Annotated in this window: 12 protein-coding genes; 4 read left to right on the forward strand and 8 right to left on the reverse strand. The window is 67.1% G+C overall.

Annotated features, from left to right (window positions below):
- Positions 1 to 189: 189 nt before the first annotated feature.
- A complete protein-coding gene (locus tag IE243_RS07495) occupies positions 190 to 8100 on the reverse strand; it encodes an apolipoprotein A-IV repeat region-like domain-containing protein (RefSeq protein ID WP_191318737.1) in 7911 nt (2636 codons plus the stop codon).
- Between the two features lie 418 nt (positions 8101 to 8518).
- On the opposite strand from IE243_RS07495, the gene IE243_RS07500 reads away from it, so the two are divergent.
- Complete coding sequence (locus IE243_RS07500) at positions 8519 to 8839, forward strand: 2Fe-2S iron-sulfur cluster-binding protein (protein WP_191318738.1); 321 nt, start codon at positions 8519 to 8521, stop codon at positions 8837 to 8839.
- Positions 8840 to 9041: 202 nt separating this feature from the next.
- On the opposite strand, the gene IE243_RS07505 is transcribed toward IE243_RS07500, so the two are convergent.
- Together IE243_RS07505 and IE243_RS07510 are read right to left on the reverse strand one after the other, a co-directional pair.
- Positions 9042 to 9461 (reverse strand): MarR family winged helix-turn-helix transcriptional regulator, encoded by a 420-nt coding sequence (locus tag IE243_RS07505; RefSeq protein ID WP_244642975.1) that lies wholly within the window; start codon positions 9459 to 9461, stop codon positions 9042 to 9044.
- Between the two features lie 155 nt (positions 9462 to 9616).
- On the reverse strand, positions 9617 to 9778 hold the full coding sequence (locus tag IE243_RS07510; protein ID WP_191318740.1) for a hypothetical protein: 162 nt from the start codon (positions 9776 to 9778) through the stop codon (positions 9617 to 9619).
- Here IE243_RS07510 and IE243_RS07515 point away from each other — a divergent pair.
- Positions 9765 to 10208 carry a VOC family protein gene (locus tag IE243_RS07515; protein ID WP_244642946.1) on the forward strand — a complete coding sequence of 148 codons (444 nt, stop codon included), beginning with the start codon at positions 9765 to 9767 and terminating at the stop codon, positions 10206 to 10208. The genes IE243_RS07510 and IE243_RS07515 overlap by 14 nt on opposite strands.
- 322 nt (positions 10209 to 10530) lie before the next feature.
- Here IE243_RS07515 and IE243_RS07520 read toward each other — a convergent pair whose 3' ends face one another.
- Together IE243_RS07520 and IE243_RS07525 are read right to left on the reverse strand one after the other, a co-directional pair.
- A complete protein-coding gene (locus IE243_RS07520; RefSeq protein ID WP_191318741.1) occupies positions 10531 to 11706 on the reverse strand; it encodes a vWA domain-containing protein in 1176 nt (391 codons plus the stop codon).
- Between the two features lie 635 nt (positions 11707 to 12341).
- On the reverse strand, positions 12342 to 12845 hold the full coding sequence (locus tag IE243_RS07525) for a Spy/CpxP family protein refolding chaperone (RefSeq protein ID WP_191318742.1): 504 nt from the start codon (positions 12843 to 12845) through the stop codon (positions 12342 to 12344).
- A gap of 320 nt (positions 12846 to 13165) precedes the next feature.
- Between IE243_RS07525 and IE243_RS07530 the strand changes: the two genes are divergently transcribed.
- Positions 13166 to 13744: a tyrosine phosphatase family protein gene (locus IE243_RS07530; protein ID WP_191318743.1), complete on the forward strand. Its 579-nt coding sequence runs from the start codon at positions 13166 to 13168 to the stop codon at positions 13742 to 13744.
- 197 nt (positions 13745 to 13941) lie between these two features.
- A complete protein-coding gene (locus IE243_RS07535; RefSeq protein WP_191318744.1) occupies positions 13942 to 14787 on the forward strand; it encodes an AAA family ATPase in 846 nt (281 codons plus the stop codon).
- Positions 14788 to 14869: 82 nt separating this feature from the next.
- On the opposite strand, the gene IE243_RS07540 is transcribed toward IE243_RS07535, so the two are convergent.
- From IE243_RS07540 to IE243_RS07550, 3 genes are all read right to left on the reverse strand, one after another.
- The gene (locus tag IE243_RS07540) at positions 14870 to 19228 is read right to left on the reverse strand and encodes an autotransporter outer membrane beta-barrel domain-containing protein (RefSeq protein WP_191318745.1); all 4359 of its coding nucleotides are present in this window, start codon (positions 19226 to 19228) and stop codon (positions 14870 to 14872) included.
- Positions 19229 to 19507: 279 nt separating this feature from the next.
- A complete protein-coding gene (locus tag IE243_RS07545) occupies positions 19508 to 23809 on the reverse strand; it encodes an autotransporter domain-containing protein (RefSeq protein WP_191318746.1) in 4302 nt (1433 codons plus the stop codon).
- A gap of 1458 nt (positions 23810 to 25267) precedes the next feature.
- Positions 25268 to 26281 carry a TIGR01620 family protein gene (locus IE243_RS07550; protein WP_191318747.1) on the reverse strand — a complete coding sequence of 338 codons (1014 nt, stop codon included), beginning with the start codon at positions 26279 to 26281 and terminating at the stop codon, positions 25268 to 25270.
- Positions 26282 to 26308 lie beyond the last annotated feature (27 nt).

Genomic DNA, 26308 nt, shown 5'->3' on the forward strand with positions numbered 1-26308 from the left:
AATAATACACAAATTCATTGACCGCGCCAGACGCGGCGGGACCAGCATAAAAAAAGCCCCGGCGCATGGCCGGGGCAGGTCGCGGGTGAAGGTGAAAGCGGCGTTGTCACGAACTGGCTGACAGGCCGGCAAGTCGGCCCCCCAACCTGAGGGAGCGAAGCCCGGCGGGAAGCCCCGCCGGCTTGCGGATCAGGCCCGGTCCAGCCGGCCCGACGCATGCGCCAGGATGGTGTAGACCTTGCCGGTGTCCGAGGTCAGGTAATTGCGCGCCATGGCGCCATCCCTGTCGCTCTTGCGCACCTCGACCAGCAGCCGGTCGAATTCCTCCACATAGCGGTCGGCCGTCTGGCGGAATTCGGCGTCGATGCGGTAACGGGCCCGCGCGTCGTCGAAGATCTTCTGGCCGCGCGCCGTGTACAGATCCAGCCCGAAGGCGTGAGTCTCGCCACGGTTGCGTCGCGCCCAGGCGGCTTCAAGCGCCGTCGTATTGATCAGCTCGCCGATATCGATCGACAGGGTGTCGAGCAGTTCGGCTGAACTCATCGATGGCTGCGGCTGCCCTGCGTCGTCGACCTCGTCAGAGGCGCGGGTCAGCAGGTTCGAGAGCCATCCGCCTTCAGCGCGGGCTGTCGGCGCTTCTTCCCGCTGGCGCGCAGCCGGCGCGGGGGCCTGCTCGCGACGGGCGGGAGCAGCCGGCGCCGGCGCTGCGGCCTGGGCGCGGCTGGCCGCCGAGGCGACCGGCCATGCCAGCGGGGCGCTGTCGTCAGCTACCGGCTGGGCGGCAGCCTGGGAGGCCTTGGCGGCAGCCTGCGGCGCCTTGGTCGCGGCCTGCGGCGCCTGAACCGCCGGCTGCGCGGCGCGCTGCGGGCGGGCAGGGGCCGGAGCCGCCGGCGCGTCGCCGCGCGTACGACCGGCGCGGTTGACGATCTCGTTGAGTTCGTTCAGCGCGCGGATCTGTTCGGCCACCACCCGACGCATGGCGGCGGTGGACTGCTGCGTGTCGCGCGGCAATTCGAACACGCCGCGTGCGATCTCCGAACGCGTCACCTCGAGATCCTTGGTGATGGTTGCGGCCATCGACCGCACGTCCTCGGCGACGCCGCGGAACTTCGCGGTGGTCTGCTCGATAGCCTTGCCGGCTTCGGCCACGGCGCTCTCATAGGTGGCGCGCATGGTCTCGGTGGCGTTCTCCCGCTGCTGTTCGGCGGCGGAGCGCAACGCGTCGTACTGGGCGGAGAGCTTTTCAGCCGCCTCGTCCGAGGTTTTGCGCAACAGCGCCGTGATCTGGCTGGCGCGCTGTTCGGCGCTGCTGATCGACTTCTCCATCAGGGCGGTGAAGGCGCCAGCCAGACGTTCGACGTCAGCCGTGCGTTCGCTGATGGCGCCGGTCATGGCGTCCAGTGTCTCGCGTTTACCGTCCATGCCGGCGGCCAGGCGCTGTTCGGCCTCCTCCAGTCGGCCGACGCTGTCACGCAGCGCGGCGATGCGCTCGCCGGCGAGGGCCGACAGGGCGCGGCTTTCCTCGCCGAAGCGGGCGGCGATGGCCGAGGCTTCCGTCAGGGTGCTTTCACCCACCGACTTCATGGCCGCAATCTGCTCCGCGAGGTCACGCGAGGCGCCGCCGGCGCCATCGGTCACGGCGCTGAGAACCGCGCCGAGTTCGGTGACGCGGCTGCTCAGGCCATTCTCGATGGCGGTCAGGTTGCGGGCCGCGTGGACGCTGACCTCCTGAAGCTGGCGATTGGCCTGGGTCAGGCGCTCGATCAGCTCGGGAGCGTCCGTGCGCAGCCTGTCGCCCGCCTCGGCCAGGGCCGCGACCATGGCGCCAGCGGCGGAGCTGAGGGCGACGCGCAGGCCATCCGCCGCCGTCGTGGCGGTGGCGGCGGCGTCGCCGGCTTCGGCGCGCAGCCTGTCGCCAGCTTCGGCGAAGGCGGCGGCGGCCGTGCTGGTGGCCGCGCCTGTCTCCGTGCGCAGCTTCTCGCTTGCGCCGGCGATGGCCACAACCGCCGTGCTCGCGGCCGTTTCGGCCTCCGCGCGCAGCTTCTCGCCAGCTTCGGTCAGCGCGGCGACCGCGGCGCCAGACGCCGCTTCCGCACCAGCGCGCAGCTTCTCGCCCGCGCCGGCAAGTGCGGCGACCGCCTGGCTGGCGGCTGTGCTGGCGCCGGTTCCGAGCCTGTCGCCAGCCTCGTTGAAGGCGGTGACGGCCGTGCTCGTGGCGCTGTCAGCGTCGGCGCGCAGCTTGTCGCCAGCTTCCGTGACCGCCGTGGCGGCGGCGCGGGCCGCCGTATCAACGGCTGCGCGCAGGTCGTCGGCGGCGGCGTCCATGGCGGCGCGCATATCCTTCGCCGAGGCGGCGAAGTTGCGCGACGCTTCGGCGGCGCGATCGCGAACCGCTTCAGCAATGGCCCCGGCGCTGGCGCCGATGGTCTGCGTGGCCGCCTCGCTGATGCGGGCGACTTCGCCCGACAGCTTGTCGGCGCTGGCGTCCACGGAGCCGACAAGGCGCTCGCCCTGTTCAGTCAACGTGGTCTCCAGACGGTCGATCTGCGTCACCAGCGACTCGCCAATCCGGCCGGCGTGCAGGCCGAGCAGGTTGTCGAGCAGGCGGGCGCGGGCGTCGATGGTCTCGACCAGCGACGCGCCAGCCGCATCGAGCGTTTCGCCCGCGACCTGGACGCGTTCGCCAATGACGGCGGAAATCGACTGGCCATAGCCCTGGAACACATTGTCCAGGCGAGCCAGCTGGCCGCCGACGCGTGCTTCCAGATTGCCGGCGCCGCGAGCAATGGCGTCGGCGATGTCATCGCCGCGCGCGCCCAGGGAGCCAACCAGCGCGGAGCCGCGCTCGTCGAACAGCGAGGCAAGACGGTCGATCTGGCCGGACAGGCCGCCGCTCACCGCCACGCCATGGCTCTGCACGGTGTTGTTGAGGCGGCTGATCTGGGCGTCGAGCGCCGCCACCGCGCGGGCAGTGGTCTGCTCCAGCACGCCAGCGATCTCGCTGCCGCGACCGGACAGCAGGCCGATCATGCTGGCGCCCTTCTCGTCGAACAGGCCGCCCAGCTCGTCGATGCGCGAGCCCAGGGCCGCCGCCGCCGCGCCGCCGTGGCGGTCGAACAGGCTGGCGAGCCGTTCCGCCGACTCGGTCAGCGACGAGGTCAGCGAGGCCGTCTTGCCATCGATCAGGCCGGCGATCTCCAGCGCGCGGCTGTCGAGCGCGCCGAGCAACTTGCCGCCACGGGAGTCGAAGTCGCCGATCATGGCGTCGAGGCGGGCGGTCAGGTTGCGGTTCGCCGCTTCGCCGCGCGTGTCGAACACGGTCGACAGGCGCTGGGCTGAAGCGTCGATGGCCGTTTCAAGGGCCTCGGTCTTCTGCTCGATCAGCACGGCCAGATCGCGGCCGCGGTTGTCGAGGGTGCTCGCCAGGCGGTCGCCGCGACGGTCCAGATCACCGATCAGGCTGTCGATGCGCGAACCCAGCGCCGCGACGGCCGAGCCGCCGTGCGACTGCAGGGCGCCGGAGATGCGCTCCACCGAGCTGGTGACAGCGCCCTCGATGCCGGACGTCTGCGCCTCCAGGTTCTCGGCCAGCTTGCTCTGGCGCTCGTCGAGCGCGCTGATGAGGGCGCGGCCATTGTCCTCAAGGCGGGCCAGCATGCCGCTGATGCGCGCGCCAAGGGTCGCCGCCACGGCGCCGCCGTGCTCGGCGAACGAGCCGGCGATGCGGGTGAGGGTGGCGCCGACGGCCTCGTCGATCTGGCTGGCCTGCTTTTCCAGCGCGCCGGCAAGGGCGCCCTGACGCTGCTCGATCTCGCCGGCCAGACGACGGGCGTTGCCGTCGAAGTCCGTGACCAGGTCGTTGATGCGGGCGCCGAGGGCGGCGACTGCCGAGCCGGTCTTGCTGGCGAAGCTGGACGAGATTCGCTCCAGCGAGGCGTCCACGGCTTCTTCCAGGCGGGTGGTCTGGCTGTCGAGGCGTGCGCCGGCTTCCTTGCCGCGGCTTTCGATGGCCAGCACCAGGCGTTCGCCCTTGTTGTCCAGATCGCCGATGAGGCTCTCCAGGCGGGCGGTGATGTCGCCGCCCATGCGGTCGGCGTGGTCGCCGAACACGCCCTGCAGACGCTCCAGCTGGCCGCCCATGAACTTCTGGAAGCTGCTGGTGCGGGTGTCGAGCAGATTGGCCATGTCGTGGCTGCGGGCGTCGAGATCGCCCACCAGCTTGCCGCCCTTCTCGTCGAGCACGTTGGTGATGCTCTCCAGGCGCTGGTCGAGCGCGTCGACCAGGCGATCGCTCTTCGCCGTGAGCGCCCCATTGACGCTGTCGAGGCGGCTGGCCACGGCGTTTTCGAACGTGGCGACGTGCTTGCCGAGCGCCTCGCTGATCTCCACCGCGCGGTTGCCCAGCGTGACGTTGATCGAGTCGGCGCGGCCCACCAGCAGGCTGGCGAGGTTGGCCGTGTGGCGCAGGATGGCGGCGTTGATCTCGTCCGCCTTGGTGGTGAGGGCGCCGGCCACCTCGCTGCCGCCATGCGACAGCACGCGGGCGATCTCGCCGGAACGGGTTTCCAGCGACTGGCTGATGGCTGAAGCGCGCGCCGCCAGGTTCTTGTCCAGCGAGCCGATGGCCTCATCAAGCACGCGGGTGAGCTCGGCGCTGCGCGTCGTGGCCCGTTCCTCGAAGGTGCTGACGCGCGTGTCGATGATCTCGGCGGCGCGGCTGGCTTCGCGGGCCAGCTTCTCGGCCAGGCCCTCGCCGCGACCGACGACGATCGTCTCGATGCGGGCGATGCTGCCGTCGATGCGCTTGCTGAGGTCGTCGGTGGTCGAAACCAGCGTTTCCACCATCTTGCCGGCTGGCGCGATGACGCGCGCGTCCAGGCTGTTGAACTGGGCCGACAGCGCTTCCTCGGCCTCGCGGGCGCGGGTGTGCAGGTTGTCGGTCAGCGTGGTGGCGTTGTTGGTCAGCGCCTCGTTGACGCGCGCGGCCTGGCGGGCGAGGGCGACGATGACCTCGCGGCCGCTGTTGGCCATGCTCTCGTGCGTGTCCGCCGCCTGCTGGGCGAGCAGGTTCTGCATTTCCGAGCTGCTGACGCGGAACGATTCCGACACCTTGCCAAGGCTGGAGTCGATCGCCTCGATCGTCGCCTTGCTGTGGGCGTCGAGCGTGGAGCTGAACTTGCCGGAGGTCTCGCCGAAGGTGGCGCGCAGCTTCTCGACGTAAGTTTCCACATCGGAGCCAAGACGGCCGAAGGTCTCGTCGAAGGTGACGCGCAGCTTGCCGCTCTGCTCATTGGCGAGGCCGCTGAAGCGCGCGCCGGAGGTGGCGATGGTCTTCTCGATGTCGGCGGCGGCGGTCTTCGCCTCCTGGCCGATGCGGGTGACGCCAGCGTCGATGGCGCCGCGCAGGGTCGCGCTGCGCTCGTCCAGCACCGTGGCGAATGCGTCGGTCGACCGGGCGAACAGGCCTTCCAGCAGGTCGGCGTGGTTGGTGACGTCCTTGCCGAGCTTGCCGACCGTGTCCTCGAAGCTGGAGCGCAGGGCGGTGGTGCGGGCGTCGAACAGCGAGGCCAGCTGCTGGCCAGAGGCGGCCAGCGCCTTCTGCAGGGTGATGCTCTGCTGCTCGAAGCTGCCGGAGAGCTGGCTGACGCTGGTCTCGAACACCTTGCGGGCCGAGGCGCTGTGAGCGTCGAGCTGCGAGGTGAAGCGGTCGCCAGAGGCGGCCAGGGTCGTTTCCAGCTTCTGGCTGTTGTCGGCGAGGGTGGCGCCAAGGCGCTCCACAGCGCCAACCAGGCGGTCGGCGAGGCCGCCGCCGCGCGTGCCGATCATCTCGACGACAACCTTGCCGGCGCCCTCGATCTTCTGACGCAGATCTTCGCTGCCGGCGGAGAGCGAGGCGCTCAGTTCCTTGCCGGACGTCTGCAGACGCTCGTTGACGTCGCGGGCGCGCTCGGAGAGCGACTTGCTGACCGTCTCGCCGGTGGCGGCGAGCTGGCGCGACACGTCTGCGGCGGCGGAGGCCAGGCCAGCCGTCATCTTCTCGCCAGCGGCGCCAAGCGACTTTTCGATGGCTTCCGACTTCTCCGTCAGCGACTTCGATACGGAGCCGCTGGTCGTGCTCATGCGGTCCACCAGATCGGCGCCGCGCGCTGTCAGCTGGTCGACCATCTGGTCGCCAGCCTTGCCAAGCGATTCCGCGATCTGCGCGCCGCGCGCGGCGAGCGAGTCGGTGACCTGACCGCCGGCCGCGGCGACGGCCTCGGCGATGCTGCGGCTGGCGGTGAGCAGATCGGTGGTGATGTGCTGGTGGGCGCCTTCAATGGCGGCGCGAACGCGTTCGGCGTTGGAAATGATGCCGTCGCGCTGCTCGCTCAGTTCCTCGACCAGGGCGCGGATGCGCACCTCATTGTCGGCGTAGGAGCGCTCAAGGGTGGAAATCTCGCTGCGGACCAGCGTTTCGAGTTCGCTGGCGCGGGCCAGGGCGCGCTCGACGCCATCGCCCATCGCCGCCATCTCGCGGCGCACGGCCTGGGACAGCGACATCACCGAGTCGGAGGCCAGCGATTCCGGCTGCGCCATGCGCACGGCCGCGCCGAGCATGGCGCGCGAAGCCTGGTGCATCTGCGCCGCGCGGATCGCCATGGCGGCGATCAGGAAGAACAGAAACACGGGCGCCAGCAGGGCGACGCCAGCGAGGGCGCCGCGCATCGGGCCAAGGCGGGCGATCATCTCCTGCGGGGCAAGACCCGCGAGGCCAAGCTGGTCGGACAACACCAGGCCGCCGGCCGCCAGCCAGAACACAGAGGCGAACAGCGCCGCCAGATACGGCGTGCGCGACGCCCGGACGCGGCCAATCCCGGCGAGCGCTTCCACGCTCACCCGGTCGTCATTGGCGACGCGGCTGGTGTCGGGTGAGACGACCCGACGCTGCTCAGGCGCGGCGCGGGCGGGCTTTTCAGTGGCTGGGGCCGCGTCAGCGGACGACTCCGTCGCCTTGCCAGCCGCGGCGCCGGAGGCCCCGACGTCGCCGGTCTTGCCGGCGTCGGTCGTCTTCGCGCCGGGCTTTGCAGCGGTTTCAGCGTTGTTGTCTGTCCTGGCCGGAAGGTCCGGCTGGATGGCCAGCGCGGTGGCGCCCGCGGTCATCATCGCCGGCGCGCCAGCGACGCGGCCGCTCGCGGGAGCAGGCGTCGCGGCAGGCGTGGACGCCGCCGCCGCGCTGGCGCCTCTGGCCGCCGCAGGCATGGACGTGGAGGCTGGGGTCGGCGGGACCGGGGTCGAACGGCTCAGCGAGGCAGGCGTATCAATGCGTGGCAAGCGCACCGGGTCGACCGGAGCAGCGCCCGGCAACGGAGCCGGAGCCCGCGCAGGAGCGCCCGTCGGAGCGGCGGATTTTCCAGGCTCGGTCTTGTTGGGTTCGGTCTTGTCAGGCCCGGTCTTGCCAGGCTCGGTCTTGCCAGGCTCGGTCCTGGACGGTTCGGTCCTGGACGACTCGACCCTGCCGGGCTCGCTCGCGGCGGCTGGCGTCGCAACCGGCGTTTGGGTTACGGGCTTCACAGGGGCGCCAAGCTTGTCGGCTTCAGATGGGCCGCCTGCGTCGGCAGAACGCGCGGCGGAAGAATTCTGGTCGGCGGTTTTCGTCTCAAGGCTGGCGCCGGCGGCGGCGATCCGGGTTTTGCCAACCTCCGCCACAGGCTCCTTGCCGGTGGTTGTGACGCGTGACGGCGCGGCCGGGCCAGGCGCGCTGGGACGCGTCGGGGCGATGGGCGCGCTCCCGCTCGTCGTCACAGGCGCGGCCTCAGGCTTTGCGGGGCTGGAGGTGGTCCCAGCCGGTGCAGACGTCGCCGCGACAGGCGGCTCCGTCTTGCTGGCGGCCGGGGCCGGAGCCGCGACCGTGGTCGCGCCTGTCGAAACGGGCGCAGCCGGGGCGACGGCCTTGTCTTTCGGGGGCTCACTGGCAGACACGGGATTGCCGGAAGCAACGCTCCCCGGCGCCTTGACCGGAGTCAGTCGCTCAAGATCGCCCAGCCCGGCGCCAAGCAGCTCCTTTTCCAGAGCTGACAAAGCCGCTGCCGCGGGATCATTTAGCTTCTTGTCCTTCGACATTCTGCCGCCTCTTGAACCTGGCCTGGCCAGGAAAACCGGTGTCCGCGACGAGGGCGCGCCGGACGCACCTCTCCACAGACACCTCACCCATCTTTACTGCCGCAAGTGTAGTTCTGGGCCGGGGCCATTAAAACCCTTGGCCAGCCTCGACCTTCGAACGTCGTTAACGACTTTTTTACCAGATGTTTCATGACGTTAACAGATCGTCCATCAATGTGGCGGCGGCCAGGACGCATCATCGCGACGCCTGTGGCGCGCCGGCCTCACGACGGGCGGGCTGGAAAAACCCGCGCCCCGGGCGCCCGGATCTGTCTATAAAAGGAGTGGCGCCGACGGGCTCCGGGGAGATATGGAATACGTGAACCATAATAACCGGCGTCCGGACACGGGCGCGATGCAAGGCACAGCAGGAGAGGGTATGCCCAGCGTTACTTATGTGGATGCGGACGGCGAGCGGCGCACGGTTGAGGCCGCGCCGAACGCCACGGTCATGGAAGTCGCCCTGAAACATGACATTCCCGGGATTATCGGCGAATGCGGCGGCGCTTGCGCCTGCGCCACCTGCCATGTCTATGTGGACGACGAATGGACAGACCGCGTCGGGCCGGCGGAGGACATGGAGCAGGGCATGCTCGACTTCGCTTTCGACGTGCGCGAGAACTCGCGCCTTTCCTGCCAGATTTTCATGACGCCCGAACTCGACGGGCTTGTCGTCCATACGCCGGTCCGCCAAGGGTAACGGCAAACAGTAACGGCCAACAGTAACGGCAAACAGGGCAACGGTTGACCATGGGCGGGGCTGGCGCTGAGACGCCCTCCGCTCCAGCGGGCCCCTGGGGGCTCCGCTTCACGGGAAAGGTCATGCGCCTTTCCCGGCGCGCGCCAGAGCGCTTTCCGGCAAGACGAAATCGTCCGGTCGAACGTCGCGCCGGACCGGGCGTTCAGGACGCTTCCAGCGCAGCCAGCTCCAGGCGCAGGGCGTCGGCCGGAAAACCCGCCGCCGCCAGCTGGGCTTCCAGCGCCGCATGCTCCGATTTCCAGACCGGCAGGGCCTCTCCGAGCAACGCCAGCCCAGCCGGGGTCAGTTGCAGGCGGCGCGAGCGTCTGTCCTTCGGATCCGATTGCGTCGTCACCAGTCCGCGCCGCTCCAGTGGTTTCAGCGCCGCCGTAAGGGTGGTGCGGTCGCTGGCCAGAACCGTGGCGACGGCGCCGATGGTTGGCGGCTCGGGACGGTTCAGCGCCATCAGCAGCGAAAACTGGCCATTGGTAAGGTTGAAGGGCCGGAACGCTTCGTCGAAGCGCCGCGCCAACACCCGCGCGGCCCGCTGTATATGCAGGCACAGGCAGGCGTCGCGCACCATGATGGTGTCGGCGAAGCCTGCATGCGTGCTCCGGCCGCCCAGACCACCTGTTTCCCCGATCTCCGCTACAGCCCGCTGTTCCATGTTCCTGACTTTCCGCTCCACCTTTCCGGAAGGCTCTCCCCATATTGGCGTGATTTTATGTTGATATCAACTTACATGCGCGTATGCTGCTGCCGGTTCAGGCGGGGCCAGTCGCGCCGGGCCGGATTTGCCCGCCATTTGTGATGCAACGCGATTTTCATGGCGCGGCGCAGCGCGCCATCCGCGAGAACGCCCGCAGAGGATTGGGGAGGGAAGTCGATGAGCGCCGCCATCCATGCCGCCAGGCATCCTGTCATGTGTCCGGTGGTTCATTTCGAGATGCCAGCCCACGACCGGGCCCGGGCCGCCGCGTTCTATGCCGGCGCCTTCGGCTGGAACATGCAGCAACTGGGCGAGGACATGGGCAACTATTTGCTGGCTACCACGGCTGACGCCGATGCGCCGGGGCCTGGGAGCCGGGGGGCCATTGGCGGCGGCTTCTTCACACCATGCCCGGATATGCCGAACGCCGCCACTTCGGTGGTGATCGCCGTGGAGCAGCTTGAACCGGCCATCGAACGGGTCCGCCAGCACGGCGGCCAGATTCACGGTGAGCCGATGGATATTCCCGGCGTCGGCCGCTTCATTGTTTTTGAGGACACCGAAGGCAACCGCAACAGCATGCTGCAGCCGCTCATGGCGGACGATTGCCCGGCGGCGTGACGCCCGTCGCAACCGTTAAGGACGGCTTGCCGCGCGAATGTTCGCGCGCGGGAATGACGCGCAGGCGCCAGAAGGGCGCGCAGGCGTTATTGAACGCGCTTGCCCACAGGGGCCATTTTACGTCGCGTCATGCCCACGCCTGTCACAGGCAATCCGGGCGCATCATCCGCACGTTCGACCACTTTTGCCAATGGCCGGGACAAGCCCGGCCGTGACGGAAGTGGATGCCGGCGAGAGGGCCCCGCCCGGAAAGGCGTCAGGCAAAACCGCTGGCCCTGAAGGCTGGCGCCTGTTTGCGCCAGACCTGCGACAGGCGTCCTGGTCAGCGGGACAGTTCGCGCATCGCCTTGTCGAGACCCTCAAGCGTCAGCGGGAACATGCGATGCCCGAAGATGTCGCGGATCAGGCTGATCGACTGGGTGTAGTTCCAGTGCTCTTCCTTCACCGGATTCAGCCAGATCGATTTCGGGAAATGGTCGATCATGCGGCCGAGCCACGCCTTGCCCGGCTCGTCGTTCCAGTGCTCCACCGAGCCGCCAGGCATGGTCACCTCGTACGGGCTCATCGACGCGTCGCCGACAAACACCACCCGATAGTCGGACGGGAAGGTGCGGATGATGTCCTGGGTCGGGGTCACTTCCTGGAAACGCCGGTTGTTCTGCTTCCACACGCGCTCATACAGGCAGTTGTGGAAATAGAAGTGGTCGAAGTGCTTGAATTCGCTGCGCGCCGCCGAGAACAGCTCCTCCGCCTTCTCCACGTGCCAGTCCATCGAGCCGCCGACGTCGAGGAACAGCAACACCTTGATGGCGTTGCGCCGCTCGGGGCGCAACTGCACGTCGAGGTAACCCTTGTTGGCCGTCTCGTGAATGGTGCTGTCGAGGTCCAGTTCTTCGGCCGCGCCGGTGCGGGCGAATTTGCGCAGGCGGCGCAGCGCCACCTTGATGTTGCGGGTGCCAAGCTCGACCTCGTCGTCGAGATCCTTGAACTCGCGCTTGTCCCAGACCTTCACCGCCGAGAAATTGCGGTTCTTGTCCTGGCCGATGCGCACGCCTTCCGGGTTGTAGCCATAGGCGCCGAAAGGCGAGGTGCCGGCGGTGCCGATCCACTTGTTGCCGCCCTGGTGGCGCTCCTTCTGCTCCTTCATCCGCTCCTTGAGCGTTTCCCAGAGCTTGTCCCAGCCGAGCGCCTGGATTTCCTTTTTCTCATCCTCCGTGAGGTAGCGTTCCGCCATCTTGCGGATCCACTCCTCGGGGATTTCCTCGGCCTCAATGGCTTCGCCGACCTTCTCCAGGCCCTTGAACACCTTGCCGAACACCTGGTCGAACTTGTCGAGGTTGCGCTCGTCCTTCACCAGGCAGGCGCGCGACAGGTAATAGAAGTCCTCGACTTTCTTCTCGGCCAGGTCCTGATCAAGCCCTTCGAGCAGGGTCAGATACTCGCGCAGGGATACCGGCACCTTGGCGCCGCGCAGTTCTGTGAAGAATTTCAGAAACATGGCTCTCCCTCGCCGGCGGACGCCCCGGGCGCGACGCGTTCATTCCGGAACGCCCGTCGCCCCCTGACGCCATGACCGGTCGCGGACAGGCGCCCGTCTCCGGTCATGGGCGGCGCTTCGCCGGCAGACGCAGGACCGCGTGGTCTGCGCCGGGCCGGTTCGGGCGCCTGGCTTTGGCCCGTCTTGTTGATCGTTATGTTCATTGTCCCGCACGACCGTGACTCCGCAGGGGAGCGCCAGCCGTCAGGACGCGTTGACATTGTCTATCATGCGCGGTGGCCAGGATAGCAAGACCCCAAAGCATTTTCGGGCAGGGGAGGCGGCGCGGACCTGCAATCGGCGCCTGACGGGCGTTGGCGCAGAAAAAAACCGGACAACGCGCGGCGGCGTCATCCGGTTGTAGAGAGGCGGGGTCTGCAAAATCCGCGAAGAGCGGGTGAACTGGAGCGTTTCCCAATCAGACGGAACCATCCGGTCGATCCGAATTCGCTCGCTGGCCGCCCGGGCCGGCTCTGCTCCGGCCCCGGCGATGAGGCCTGGATCAGGGCGTCTGGCGGGTGACCGCCAGACGTCAGGCCGGATGGCGCATGCGCCTTTCAGGCCAGGACGTCCTGGCCTCACGACATGGGCTGGCGTTAGTGGCGCTGGCCGTGCTTGTGGCCCATATGCGGGGCGCTGGCGCGGAGCAGCATGCCGAGACGGCGCTTCTGGCTGTCGTCCAGGGTCTTGTAGAGCGGGTCGACCGCGTCGGCGAGCTTGCGCATTTCAGTGGCGCGCTCGGTGGCCATGTCAGCGCCCATGCGCAGGCGCTCGACGAAATCGCCCTTCTTGCCTTCCTCGCGGGCTTCCTTGCGCTCTTCCTTGAACTTCGCCATCCGCTCGGCGCGGGCCTGGGCGGCGTCACGAAGGGCCTTTTCCACGCCCGGCCACAGCTTTTCCTGGTCGGCGTTGAGCTTGAGGCCAGCCTTCAGGCCGGCGATGCGGGCGTCGGTCAGCGCGGCGCGGTCGTCGGCGCTGATGCGCTGGTGCTTGCCTGGGGCGGGCTGGCCAGCCTTGGCGCCGTCAGCCTGCTGGGCAAAGGCCGCGCCAGAGGCGGCGAGAGCGGCGCTGAGGGTAAGGGCGGCGAAAACTTTATTCATGTTCGTCAGTCCTCCAGAACAGATGTCAGGAATGTGGGGCGCCCTCCGGCCCATTTCAAATTAATGATCCGTAATGAAGCAAATTTGATCCGGCGCACGGGTATTTCTCCACATGCGCATTGTCATATTTTGGTCAAACCCGTTAACTTGACTGTAATGAATCCAGTATCCCACGTATATGTATCGACTCCTCGCGGGTTGACGTTACGGCCTGCCGTGGGCAGCGGCGGCGCATGGCGGCTGCCCGCGGCCGGGGGTCGACAGGTCCGGCGCAATGCCGTAACCGCGACTGAATATATATGGCGGGAGAGGAGACAGGCATGCGCGAAAGCATCCGGGACAAGTTCGTCGTCTGCGGCATTGATGAATTGCCAGACCAGCGGGCGCGATCGGTCACCCACGTGCTGTCCATCCTTGATCCCGACCGCGAGGAGCCGGAAGCATTCGGCGACTATGGCGATCATCGCCGCCTGACCATGCGCTTCCATGACATCATCGCGCCCACCGCCGGCATGATCCTGCCCGAGCGCAAGGATGTGATCCGCTTGCTGGAGTTCGGAGAAACCATCGATCTGGTGGCGGACAAGCAGGATCACCTGCTGGTGCATTGTCATATGGGCGTGTCGCGCTCCACCGCCGCCATGGCGACGCTGCTGCTCCAGGATCATCCCGAATCCGATGAGGAAACCATTTTCGCCCGCATCCTGCAGGTGCGGCCGCAGATGTGGCCGAACTCGCGGATGATCGGCTTCGCCGACGACATTCTTGGTCGGGGCGGCCGTTTCAGCGCGGCCTTGCGGAAGCTCTATGGTCATCAGTGCCGGGTGCGTCCGGACATTCCGCAGATGATCCGCATGTATGGCCGCGGCGCCGAGGTGGATTCGGCCGTTCACGACTGACGCTCGCAGGCCGTGAGCCTGGTCCAGGCGGGGCCACGCCTGGACTTTTCAGGCCACGGATGCATCAGGCCCTCACGAACGGGCGCGCGGCGGGGCCGCGTTGGCGCGGATTTCCCCGATCAAACACTTGCTTGACGCGCCTCTTAGCGCCTACTGTCCGCGCCAGCCAATGAACTTGTATAAAAATGGAAATCAGCATGCGGTTTACGGGTACCGATTCCTACGTTGCAACGGAGGATCTCAAGGTCGCCGTCAATGCGGCGATCGTTCTGGAGCGTCCGCTTCTGGTGAAGGGCGAACCGGGCACCGGCAAGACCGTGCTGGCGGAGGAAATCGCGCGCGCCCTTGGCGCGCCGCTGCTCACCTGGCACGTCAAGTCGACCACGAAGGCGCAGCAGGGCCTGTATGAGTACGACGCCGTCAGCCGCCTGCGCGACAGCCAGCTTGGCGACAGCCGCGTCACCGACATCAAGAACTACATCAAGAAGGGCAAGCTCTGGGAGGCCTTCGAACATGGCGGTCGCCCCGTCCTGCTGATCGACGAGATCGACAAGGCCGACATCGAGTTCCCGAACGACCTGCTGCTTGAGCTCGACCGCATGGAGTTCCATGTCTACGAGACCGGCGAGACCATCAAGGCGGCGCAGCGTCCGGTGGTGATCATCACCTCCAACAACGAGAAGGAACTGCCGGACGCCTTCCTGCGTCGCTGCTTCTTCCACTACATCCGCTTCCCCGACGAAGAGACCATGAAGGCCATCGTCGAGGTGCACTATCCGGGCATCCACCACCGCCTGGTCGAGGAAGCGCTGAAGCTGTTCTTCGACGTGCGCGACGTGCCGGGCCTGAAGAAAAAGCCCTCCACCTCGGAGCTGCTCGACTGGCTGAAACTGCTGATGGCCGAGGAAATCGGTCCGGACGCCCTGCGTGAGCGTGATCCGCGCAAGGTTATCCCGCCGCTGCACGGCGCGCTGCTGAAGAACGAGCAGGACGTCAGCCTGTTCGAGAAGCTGGCGTTCATGGCCCGACGCGAGCCGCGCTAATCTGCCAGCCGGCCTTTCGGTTGTTTGGTTTTGTTTGTGAAGCCGCCCGGTTTTTCCGGGCGGCTTTCTGCTTTTCAGGGTTTCACCACTGGTATCGGAGGCCTGCCTTGAGCCGCCATGCGCTGCGCCCCGCATTGCCCTCGGGACGCTTGAGATCGCGGGTGACGCCGGCGGAGGCCCAGACGGCGAGGTTGTCGGAGAAGAGGGCCTCCAGGCCGAGATCGACGTCGGCTCCGCGGGTTGCCGATCCGCTGGCGATGGCGGTCTTCTGGTTGTAGATGGTGCGGTCGATCGCGCCGTTTTCGCGCCACAGGCTGGCCTGGACGAAGGGCTTCAGGGTGACGTCGCCGAGGGTTCCCTCCCATGAGAGACGTCCGCCGGCGCGCAGGCGCACGCCGTCATGGGTGCGGAAGTTGAGCGTGGCGTAACGGTCCTTCGTCGGATCGATGGCCATGGTGCGCCAGACGGCCTGGACCTGGGGCTCGAAGGTGAAGCCATGGCCGATGCGCAGGGGCGCGCCGGCCTCCAGTGAGACGGTGAGGCCGCGCCCCGTTGTCGTGGGCGAAATGCCGTTGATGGACTTTCCGCCGGAGACATAGCGCGAGCCGGTGACGGTGGCGTCGATGTACCATCCGCCGGGTCCTGTATGGGTCCAGTAGGCGCCGGCGCTTGTGGCGGCGAGGCTGAGGGAGCCGACCGGGGCGTTGTTCCTGCCGCCGGCGAAGCCGCGCACGTTTGTGGTGGCGGATGCGTATCCGCCGAACAGTCCGAAGCGTCCCTGGCCCCAGGCTGTGCTGTAGCCGAGGATGTCGGCTCCGATCTGGAAGCCGCTGAAGTGGCCGTTGACGGCCGGGGTCAGGGACGAACTGGCCTTTTCGGAGATGGCTCCGGCGAAGGCGCGGGCCCATGCGCCGGCAAAGGCTTTGCCCTTCGCGTCGATGTTCCTGAGAACGGAGGCTCCGTGACGGTCATGCCGCGATCCGGCGGTGGCCAGCGAGAGGGTGCGGGCGATGTCGGGGATGGCGGCGTAGAGGGGGACCTCGGCGCGGAAGGTGGGGACGATGAGGCTGCCGCCGGGACCGCGGGTCACGGGGATGGCGGACGGGGCGAGCTTTGCGGGAGCGACGCTGGCCGGCGCGGCGGGAGCCGCAGCGGGCTGTGCGGGAGCCGCCGGAGCTGGAGCCGGAGCGGGGGAGGCCTCTGGCTGGAGCGGAGCAGGCGCTGCCGGAGCCGGAGCCGGAGCAGGCGCTGCTGGAGCAGGCGCTGCCGGAGCCGGAGCCGGAGCAGGCGCTGCTGGAGCAGGCGCTGCCGGAACTGGCGCTGCCTCTGGCTGGACCTGCGGCGGAGCTGGTTCGGGCTCGACCGGAGTTGGAGCCGGAGTCGGAGCCTGTGGCGTTTGGATCACGGGCGTGGTGATCGCGGGTTGGGTTTCATGGGCTGGCGGCGGGGCCGAGCGGGCGGGCCTGCGCGCCGGTTGTGGCGGCGTCGGTTGTGGCTTCCGGGAGGGCGCGGTCGTGACCGGGACTTCCGGCGCTGGCTGCGCCGGGCTCACGTTGACCGGGGCGTTCGCTGCCGGCGGCAGTGGCATGACGGGCAGGGACGGGGCGGGCGTCACCACCGGCGCGGTCGGGGAGACCAGGCCCGGGGTTGGGGGCGCGGGCGTGACCGGGACTTCCGGCAATGGCTGCGCCGGGTTCACGTTGACAGGGGCGCTCGCTGCCGGTCGCCATGGCGTGGTGGGCAGGGACGAGGGACGCGTCACGACGGGCGCGGCCGGGGAGATCAGGCCCGGAGTTGCGGGCGCGGGCGTGGCCGGGACTTCCGGCAAAGGCTGCGCCGGTTTCACGTTGACCGGGGCGGGCGAAGCCGGTCGCCATGGCGTGGTGGGCAGGGACGAGGGGCGCGTCACGACGGGCGCGGCTGGGGAGATCAGGCCCGGAGTTGGGGGCGCGGTCGTGGCCGGAGCGTTCGGCAAAACCGGGGCGATGCGCCGGGCAGCCGGGACCGGCGGCTCGCCGGAATTGGCGATCTCTTGCAGGGCGAGGATGATCTCAGGCAGGCCTGGCGTCATGGGCGCCGCCGGAGATGACGCCGCGTTGCCGCCCGGCGAGAGGAGCGGCGCGGGGATTGTGACGTCGGCTGTTCCGGCGATATCGGGGAACAGGTGCGCCGCGACGTCTTCAAACTGGGTATAAAGGTCCGCCAGCGAGTCGCGGCGGGATCCCTCGGCGGGAGCTTCCGGCTGCGACGGGGGCGTTTCAGGAGAGTGGATTGCCGTGGGGCGCTGGAAACCCGGCGCAAATTCGTGCGGCGCGGAATCTTCCGCGACGCCAGGCAAGATAAAAGCGTGCCCGGCGCGACCCGGCGCCTGGCCCGGCTCATGGATCTGCGCCCGCTGGGCCAGCACGCGGGAAGAGCGCAGGTACCAGCTGTTCTGTTCGATGGGGTCCGCGCTGCCTGGAACGCCGCGCTCCAGCTGGTATTCGAACGCGCCTTCCATGACGCGTTCCCCCAGGGTGAAGGCCTCTGTTGTTGATTCAGCGCCCTGACGGGTCGCAACGACAACGGGAATGCCGGTGCCAGTGGTCATGTCGCCAAAGCCGCGCCGATTGATGTGAAGGGTTGTGACGCCCTGCGCCAGCACGTCGAAGGTCAGCCGGTCCGTCGGGGAAGTGTCATCGCCCAGGGTCGTGTTGAGCGTGATTTTGCCATGCTCGCCATTGTAAAATGATGTGGCGAGGGTCTTGGGCGCGTCGGCGCTGAAATCAATGGCGCCATAATTGTCAAGGGTGCTGAGGACGGTCGAGTCGCCGGTCACCGACCAGCGCGCCTGCGAACCCACATATACATCCAGCACATTGCCGGCGGCGCCCATCCAATGGTTGCAGCCGTTGAGGGACACTTTGGCAAGTCCGCTGCTGGCGCTGTGTGCGTCGCCGCTCCATTTGCTCTGGCCGTGGAGTTGAATCTCGGCGCTTGCGTTGTCGCCAACGAAAAGATCGCCCTTCCACAGGGCTCTTTTGTCAAGCTGGACCTGGCCGGTCTGGTTTTGTGCGAGGGCCAGCTGTCCCATCCATTCGCCGTTGTCGGTGATCCTGATGTCCGCGATGCTGTCTGCGTTATGCGTCAGGCGCCCGCTCCATCGCGCGTCCTCCGCGATCGTGATGGAGCTCAGGACGCTCCCTTCGGTGGTCAGATCGCCTTCCCAGACCGCTTTTCCGCCCAGGGCGACGCGCATCATGCGGTTCCCCGCCTCCAGCGCGCCCCACCACCGGGCTTCGCCGCCAAGCGTGATGTCAATGTCGCCCCGACTGGCGTTGACGCCGCCGAAAAGCAGCGCCTTGCCGGCCTTGGACGCGTCGAGAGTGGTCGGCCCGTTCACCAGGGCCAGCACGCCCCTGTCGAGCGGGCGGAGTTCCTCCTGGGATGAGTTCGGATACAGCTCGGCGTCGCCCTGCACCCGGATATGGGCGCCGCCGGCCCCGACGCTGATCACCGCGCCGCCGTTCTCCCCGGCGACGATCCGGCTGTTGTTGATGGTCAACCCGGCTGGCGCGCTTCCACTCAGGTCGCCCGATGCGCCAAGGTAAAATGGGGTAATCTGCCCGCCTTTAATCGCTTCTGCCCGGACATGGCTGTCCGTGATCATCAGCTCGCTGCCGGAGGCAACATCGATGGCCGACATGGTGTCGGTGACGTGCAGGCCAGCGGTCGGCACGCCCTGAATATCGACGCCGACATCCGGGAAGCGTTCGGCTGCCGATACTGGCGCGCCGAAGCGGGTCAGGACCATGCTGCTTCCCGGATCAACGCGGATCATGGCGGCGTTGCCGTCTACCTGGCCGGTGAGCCTGCCGCCGTTATGCAGCAGGATGGAGCCGCCATTGAAGGCGTGCAGCAGCGTCGCGGGCTTCTCGCCATGCACAGTAATCCGCCCGCTGGCCGTGATCATGCCATTGTCGGCAACGAGGCCCGCCGGGCCGGAGGGGGCTCCGCGCTGGCCCCTGGTGAAGTTGATATGGGCGGCCGGGCCCTCGAAATTGATGACGCCGCCGCTACGGGCCAGCAGAGCTGTCGCCGCGTGGCCAGGGGACTTGATGTCAATCGGCCCATGGATGCAGAGCTTGCCGCCATCGCGCGCGCCAATCAGGGGCGTCTGGCTGCGCTTCTGGCCGGTATATTCAGCGGTGATCTTGCTATGCTTCGCGAAGATCACTTCGACCCCGGCATTGGCCACGCTGACGCAGGTCTGGTTGACGCCGCAACTGATCTCGTACGTCTCCTTTTTGCGCAAGATCGGCGCGCCTTTCTTCCCGGGCTGTTCATGCGCGATGGGCTTGTGTGGATTGACCTTGGCGGGGGCGCTGTGGGCCTGTCCCGCGGTAACCAGCGCCACGGCGATCGCGGCGATAGATGTTGTCAGGGTATATGTGCGCAGCATTTGAATTTCTCAAAATTGAATGAAGTAAAATTTCAAATTTATTAAATGAATATTCAAAACAGTTATGCTGCGCCGCGATAATTGTCGTTGAGTTGGTGTTCTGTTCTGGCGAAGCGATTGGGCGTCGATGGGCCGGAAGGATCCCGGACCAGGGCGCATGGCGATGCGCATGCGTCGCCTGATCAGGTGGGCCGGCAAGTTCTCCAGGGGATCCGGCGGACAGGATTATCCTGTCCGCCGGCGACGCCGGTTACTGGCGCCGGATCCATGGGGCCGTCGTCACCACTGGTAACGAAGGCCGGCCTTGCCGCGCCACGAGCGCCGGCTGGTCCGTCCGCCGGAGCGATCAAGATCCATGCTGGCCCCGGCCGACGCCCAGAGCGACAGCGCGCCGGTGGGGATGACCTCAAGGCCCGCGTCCAGGTCGACGCCGCGCGTCGCGATGGCGCTGGGGATGGAGGTCACGCCGTTGTAGATGACGCGATCCACCTTGCCTGTCTGGCGCCACAGCCCGGCCTGGATGAAGGGCTTCACGACAACATCACCGATCTTGCCATCCCAGGAGAGGCGGCCGCCGAACCGCACCCGCGTGCTGTTGCGGGTCCGGTAGTTGATGTGGGCGAACCGGTCGTTCAGAGGGTTCAGGTGGAGCATGCGCCAGATGATCTGGGCCTGGGGCTCCAGGGTGAAGCCGCCGCCGAGCTGGAGCGGCGCGCCGGCCTCCACGGTTACGGTCACACCGTGGCCCGTGACCTTGACGCCGCCGCCGCGCACGGACTTGCCGGACGCCTGGTAGCGGGAGCCGGCGACGGTCGCATCCACATACACGCCGCCTGGGCCGGTGTGGGTCCAGTAGACGCCGCCGCTGGCCGCATCAACCGAGAGCGAGCCGACAGCCATGTTGATCGCGCCCTCGGCAAAGCCGCGAATGCGGGTGTTGGCTGTCGCATGACCGCCGAACACGCCGAAGCGACCCTCATGGAACGGCGTGCTGTAGCCGAGCAGATCAGCGCCGGCCTGGAGGCCGCCATAGGCGCCATTCACGGATGGCGTCTGCGACAGGCTCGCGCCTTCGGTCAGCACGCCGCCGAGCATGCGGGCCCAGGCGCCGATCCAGGCTTCGCCGGATGCGCCTTCCCGACCCGCCACGCCGCCGTTCTGCGCGCGCACGGCGCCCATACGGTCGGCGCGGCTGCCCGCGGTGAGCGTGGACAGGGTCCGGGCCAGATCGGGAACTGCGCCGTAGAGGGGCGTTTCCACCCGGTACATGGGCAGCTCGTACCCCTGGGCGGTCGCCTGCACCGGAATGGCGTCCGGGCCGAAGCCGCGGCCGCTCACGACCGGCGCCGAGGCGACGCCAACGGGAGCGGGCGCGCTGTCAACTGACGCGGGTGAGCCGGCGCCTGGGCCGCCAGGAGCAACTGGAGCAGGAGCAACTGGAGCCGGAGCAGCCGGGGTGCGGGCAGCCGGGGCAGGCGCTGGCGCCGGAACCGGGGCTGGCGCGGGAGCCGGCGCGATCAGCTTTGTCGAGCGCAGATGCCAGCTGTTTTGCACCCGCTCTCCAGCCGCTGCGTCGGCGCCCTTGTACAGGGCGTAGACGTGGGCGCCTGCCGTCACCGGAGCGGCCAGGACAAAGGCGTCGTCCGTGGAGGTCGCCTGGTTGTTCGCGGCGATCACCACGGGCAGGCCGGCTCCGGTCGTTGGGCCGCCGGCGCCGGTGGCGGTGACGTCAAGGGTCGTGCGCCCGTCCGCCCGCTGGGTGAAGATCAGCTTGTTGCCCTTGCTGTTCTTCGCGTCGTCAAGGTTGACGGCCATGGCGATGCGACCGTCGGCGCCGTTGTAGGTCCCCGTCCGCAGAATGGCGCCGGGGGTATGCGCCAGGTTGATCATGCCAGCGTTCAGGACCTGATCGCGCACATGGGTGTTGCCGGTCAGATTCCAGCGCGCGTCCGGCGAGGCGAGGTCGATCGAGGTCGCAAAACCTTGCCCTTCCCAGCGGCTCCGGCCGTCCAGCATGACGATCGCCGCCTGGGCGTCAGGCGCGACGATCCGGCCTTTCCAGGCAGCCTTGTCGTTGAGGCGCACGGCGATCGCGGCGTTCTTCCCGGCCAATACGCTGCCGTCCCAGTCGCCTGCTTCGGTGAGGTCCACCATGATGCGGGCGTTGTCTTTCACATCCATGCCGCCCGCAAACTTGCCGTTGCCGGCGATCTGCAGGTCGATGGTCGCGTCATTGGCCGCGATCACGCCGCCAATCCATCTGGCGCCCTCGTTCATGGTTACGTCAAGCAGCGCCTTGTCGCCGACATTGAACACGCCGGAAAGGTCGCTCATCCCCTGCAGTCTGGTCTTGATGCGGGCGTTATCCGTCGCTTCGATGTCGCCAGTCCATTTGCTGTCATGGAGACTGACGCCAATGTCGGCGTTGTCCGTGACGCGCGCGTGGCCAAGCCATTTGCTGTCGCTGTCAAGCTTCACGCGGATCCGCGCATTGTCGCTGGCGTTGATATTTCCGACCCAGACGCTTTCGCCAGACAGTTGCGCCGTGAGCTTCACGTCGGACGCGGATCTGGCTTCCGGCTTCATGTCGCCGCTCCAGAGGCCGTTGTTCACAAGCTTCACCGACAGTTCCGATGCGTCCCCGAGGAACGCGCTCCCTATCCATGAACTGGTGGAGAGGCTCGCCGTATTGGCCGATTCCGACGTGTGGAAGTCGCCTTTCCAGTAGCTGTCATCAGTGAGGGCGAGATTTCCCACCCCGTTGTCAACGATGAGATCGCCGGTCCAGTGCGAGTTATCCGCAAGGGTCAGGTCAATGGCGGGGGCGTTGTAGCCAACGATATCGCCAAGCAGCGTGACGCGGCGTCCGGCAAAGGTTGCGTCGACCTCCGCCAGGACCAGCATGGAGTCTCCCAGCGCGGAAAGCTTGCTGTCCGTCGCCTGGATGCTGGCTGCGCGCGCGGCCCCATCAATGTGGACAAGCGTGTGGCCGCTGTGGCCGTTGTCCAGTTGCATGTCGCTGGCGTGCAGCACGAGCTTGCCGCCGCCAGCGCCGAAGTTGATGACGGACCCCTGCTCATTCTCAAACAGATTGCCGGCGTCGGCGACAATGTCATGTCCCTGGATGGTGACGCTGCCCTCGCCGGTGATCCGGACGAGCGGGGCGCCCGCATTCAATACGCTGCCGATTTGCCCGCGCATGATGGCGTTGGCGACGCCCGCGGCGTTCGCCAGCGTGACGGAGCCATGCTCCGCAGCCTCAACAATGGTCTCGCCATAAGTCTTTGGCAACGTGAGCTTGCCGTCGACATGGATGCGCGCCGCGTCGCTGGCGGCGATGACCGGCTGGGCGTCGAGCCCTCCCGCGGGCAGGAAGATGGTTGTGGGGCCAAAATTGATGACGCCCGCAGTGGACGCCTCGATCACCGGAGCATTCCTGGCGTCGGCTGTCAGCGTAACCGGCCCGGCAACCGTGAGGACCGCGGCATTGTCCGCGATGACGAGCGGCCCCTCATTGTCTCGGCCGAATGCGACCGCATTGCCGCGGATGATGACGTTGGTGTCCGCTCCCGTGACTTCGATGCAGGCGCCGTTGTCGCATTTCAGGGCGACGGGGCCGTTATAGTCGTGCGTTGCATTGTCCTCATGGCGGATAACCATGTTGCCATTGGCGTCGGCAACGATGCCGACAGGCGCGATCACCGGCGCCTGCACAACGGACGGAGGCGTCACCGGCGTGATGGAGACATTGCCAACTGGCGGCAGAACCCAAGGTGGTGGAGGCGGGAAGTCCGGCGTTTCCGTCAAAGGCGTCGTGTTGGCCGCGTTCACCGGGGAGACGCCGTTGCCCAGGCCCAGGTTGGTGGGGCGCGAAATGACGACAGACCCTGTCGGAGACGGCGCCGCAATGGCTGCCGGCGCGGCCTGCTGCCGGGCATCGTCCTCATCGTCGGAATCATCCGGAGCCTTATTCCTCATGGCCGCGCGTCGCGCTTCGAGCATCTGCTTCAGCTCCGCTGGGCAGCCCGGCTGGGTCACCGTCGTGGTGGTCTGGGCAGGCGCCGCTGCCTGGGGAGATGCGGACGGATTCGTGGCTGGGACTTCCAGATTTTCAGCCTGCTGGCTGGACGGAGAAGGGGGGCGGTTGAACCTCTGCTCGCCGCCGCCCCTGTTAGCCGCCCTGGCGAGCAGGTCGGCAACCTTTTGAGGCGCCTGGATCCTGGCGTATGCGTTATCCTCCTCCTCCCACTCGGCGTCGTCCGCGGCGTTGTTGTCATCGCTGTCGCTGGCGGTAGCGTCAGACGCAACTGAACCATGACCCCGGTTCCAGCCTGCGCCAGCATGGGGGTCCGACGCCGGGCTCTCAAGGGCAGAACCGGCGCCGTTCGCGCCCTGGTTCGCGTTGCTTCTTGCGGCGATGGCAGCCGCGAGGGCGCCCATAAGATCGGTATTGTTGCTTCCGGCGGGGGCGTTGACCCCCCTCTGTCCGGGCTTTCCTGGCGCAGGGGCCATTTGATCGTTGGTTGGCGCTGGCTTCAGCCTGACGCCGTCACGGATCTCGCTGAGGAGATCCTTGTCCATGACAGGATGCGCTGGCGCACGGAGGGCGGACGGCGGTGGTGGTGGCGGCGGCGGCGGGGCGCCGATCGGGGCAGGCGCTGGCGCGGCGGCGGCCGGCGGCCGGGCCGGGTCAGCGGCCTTGCTTTTGGATCCCGCTTCCGAACGGTCGTTGATCTCTTCGGGCTGGACCCTCCTCAGCTGTTTTCCCTTGTTAATTGCGCCAAGGAGGCCCGCGTCCATGCGAGGTGGCGCTGGCGCTGGCACAGGGGCTCCGGGGACGCTGAAAATGTCCTGCGGTGGCGGCGGTGGCGGAGGCGGCGGCGCGGCGGACGCCAACGTTGGATGCAGGACAGCGCAAATGGCCACCCACGTGGCGATGAGCTTCGAAATACAGTATTTAATGTTCATAATGTTGTCCGTATAAACAATTAAATTCTAGAAATTACCAAATTATTATTTGCAACCGGCAGATATTTTGGAATTTTTCTCTGGTCAATTGCTGCCGGGAACGATTTTTGCCGGATTTGCATCTGAAATTTTCAGTGTGATTGTCCAGTTACATTACCAATTATGGGCAGTAAATTTTGGAATCTTAAAATTTTATGCCCTATAAATATTTGAAATTTGATGTATTTACTTAAATTTTATTCAAGTATCATGAGACATTATTATGATGCTGAGGGTTGTGCAGCAATTCGATGCTTGTTTTTGAACGTTCAAGATCAGTTATATGGCTGGTGGCCAAGGCGCGCCGGGATGTCGTGCGCCAGGGTTGCCTGGCGGTGGCGTCGGCCCTGGATGGCTTCATGGTATTGTCAAATAAAGAGATCGCCTGGCCATGCAGGGCGGAGCGGAGCCAGCAGCGGGGCGCGGGCTGTCGCATGGCTGTTCTGGAAATCTGGCGGGAGGGCCGGCTGCGGCGGCATGGCGGGTCGCCGGTGCGCCGGTGCGCCTGCAGCTTCGCGACTTCACTACGAGCCATTGCCGGTCAATGTCGATCTGGAACCGCGCCTGTTCCCGTTGTCCGGGCGCATTCTCGCCGAAGCAGGTCTGGCCTTGCTGGCAACCATCCGGTCTGCGCGGCAATCTGCGTCGTCAGGCAAGTCGCTGGGCCAGTCAATGTGCTGGCGGTAAAGCAACCTGGCGGCATGACGTTATATCTTGCGGGTTTTTATGGTCGCATTGACAGTAAAATTGTCATCAGAATGTGGTGTCGAGCCATTTCTCTCGCGCAGTCTTTCTCGCGGGCTCTCTCACGCGCGCGCGTTCTTGTTTAATTTTAATACGAGTATAATCTCATTGGAAAATCTGTTTCAGGTCGGCAAAAATGTACGCGCACCGTTTCCGGAATGGCCAGACTGGGGACGGCTGGCAGTGTCGCGCCGAACGCTCCCCGGGCGTTGTCGCCAGCGCGCCCGGGAGCTTCCGGCGGCCGTTTCGCACCGGCGTCAGGCAGGGGGCTGGCCAGGCGGCGTGCTCTCAACCGCCCTTGTCTCCATTGTCGAACAGATGGCCGGCGACCTCGGTAAAGGTTGGCGCTGGCAGGGCGTGAAACGGCATTGGCCGGCAGGCGTCGATGGCGGCGAGACCGACGCGGGCGGTGAGCATGCCGTTCAGCACGCCTTCGCCAAGGCGCGCCGAGACCTTTGCCGCCAGGCCAAGGCCCATGGCCTGTTGCACCAGGCCGTCGCCCGCCGCCATGCCGCCGGTGACCGCCAGATGCGCCGCCACATTGCGCGCCAGGCGCAGGAAACCAAAAAATCCTGGCCGGCCACCATAAATCGCCGCCAGCCGGCGCACCAGCGTAAACGACGAATACAGGACGAAGCCCACGTCGACGATGGCGCGCGGGCTCACCGCCGTCACCAGCGACACCTGCTTCGCCGCCCGCGCCACCGCCTGCCGCGCCTGGCGGTCAAGCGGCGCCATCAGTTCGCGCTCGGCGATGGCCAGACGGTCCTGGGCGTCGATAATCGTTTCATCGATGCTGGCCAGGGCTGTCCGCGCCCGCGCCGTGTCGGCGCGCGCCGCATAGAGCGCATCCAGATCCTTCACCACCGCCCGCGCCTCGCGGTCGCTGTTGGCGGCATGGGCGTCGCCGGCTGCCTGACGCAGGCGTTCGATCCTGCGCTCGCGCAGCACCCCCAGCGTCTCGCGGGCGAGCAGGCCAAACAGGGCTAGGCCGGCGAGGGCCGCGAGCGCGATCGCCGCCCAGGCAAGGCCGGGATTGATCTCGAACAGCCGTCGCACCAGGGAATCGATCCACAGGCCGACGCCGAAAACCGTCAGGCCGCCCAGCGCCGACAGCAGCAGGCCAACCCATGGCGCCCGCCGCCGGGGCGGCTCAACTGGCGTCAAAAGCGCGTCGATGATCTCGCCAGACTCCTCGGCCACGACAATGCGCGCCTGCGGTTCGGGCGCATGGGCGATGTCAGCCGGAATGGCGGCGACGTCGGCGCTGTCGAGGCGGAAGGCGCGGGGTCGGTTGCTCATAGGTGTTTGCCCATTGGCCGCTTGCAC

This window comes from Camelimonas fluminis, assembly GCF_014656355.1.
GTDB classification, from domain to species: domain Bacteria; phylum Pseudomonadota; class Alphaproteobacteria; order Rhizobiales; family Beijerinckiaceae; genus Camelimonas; species Camelimonas fluminis.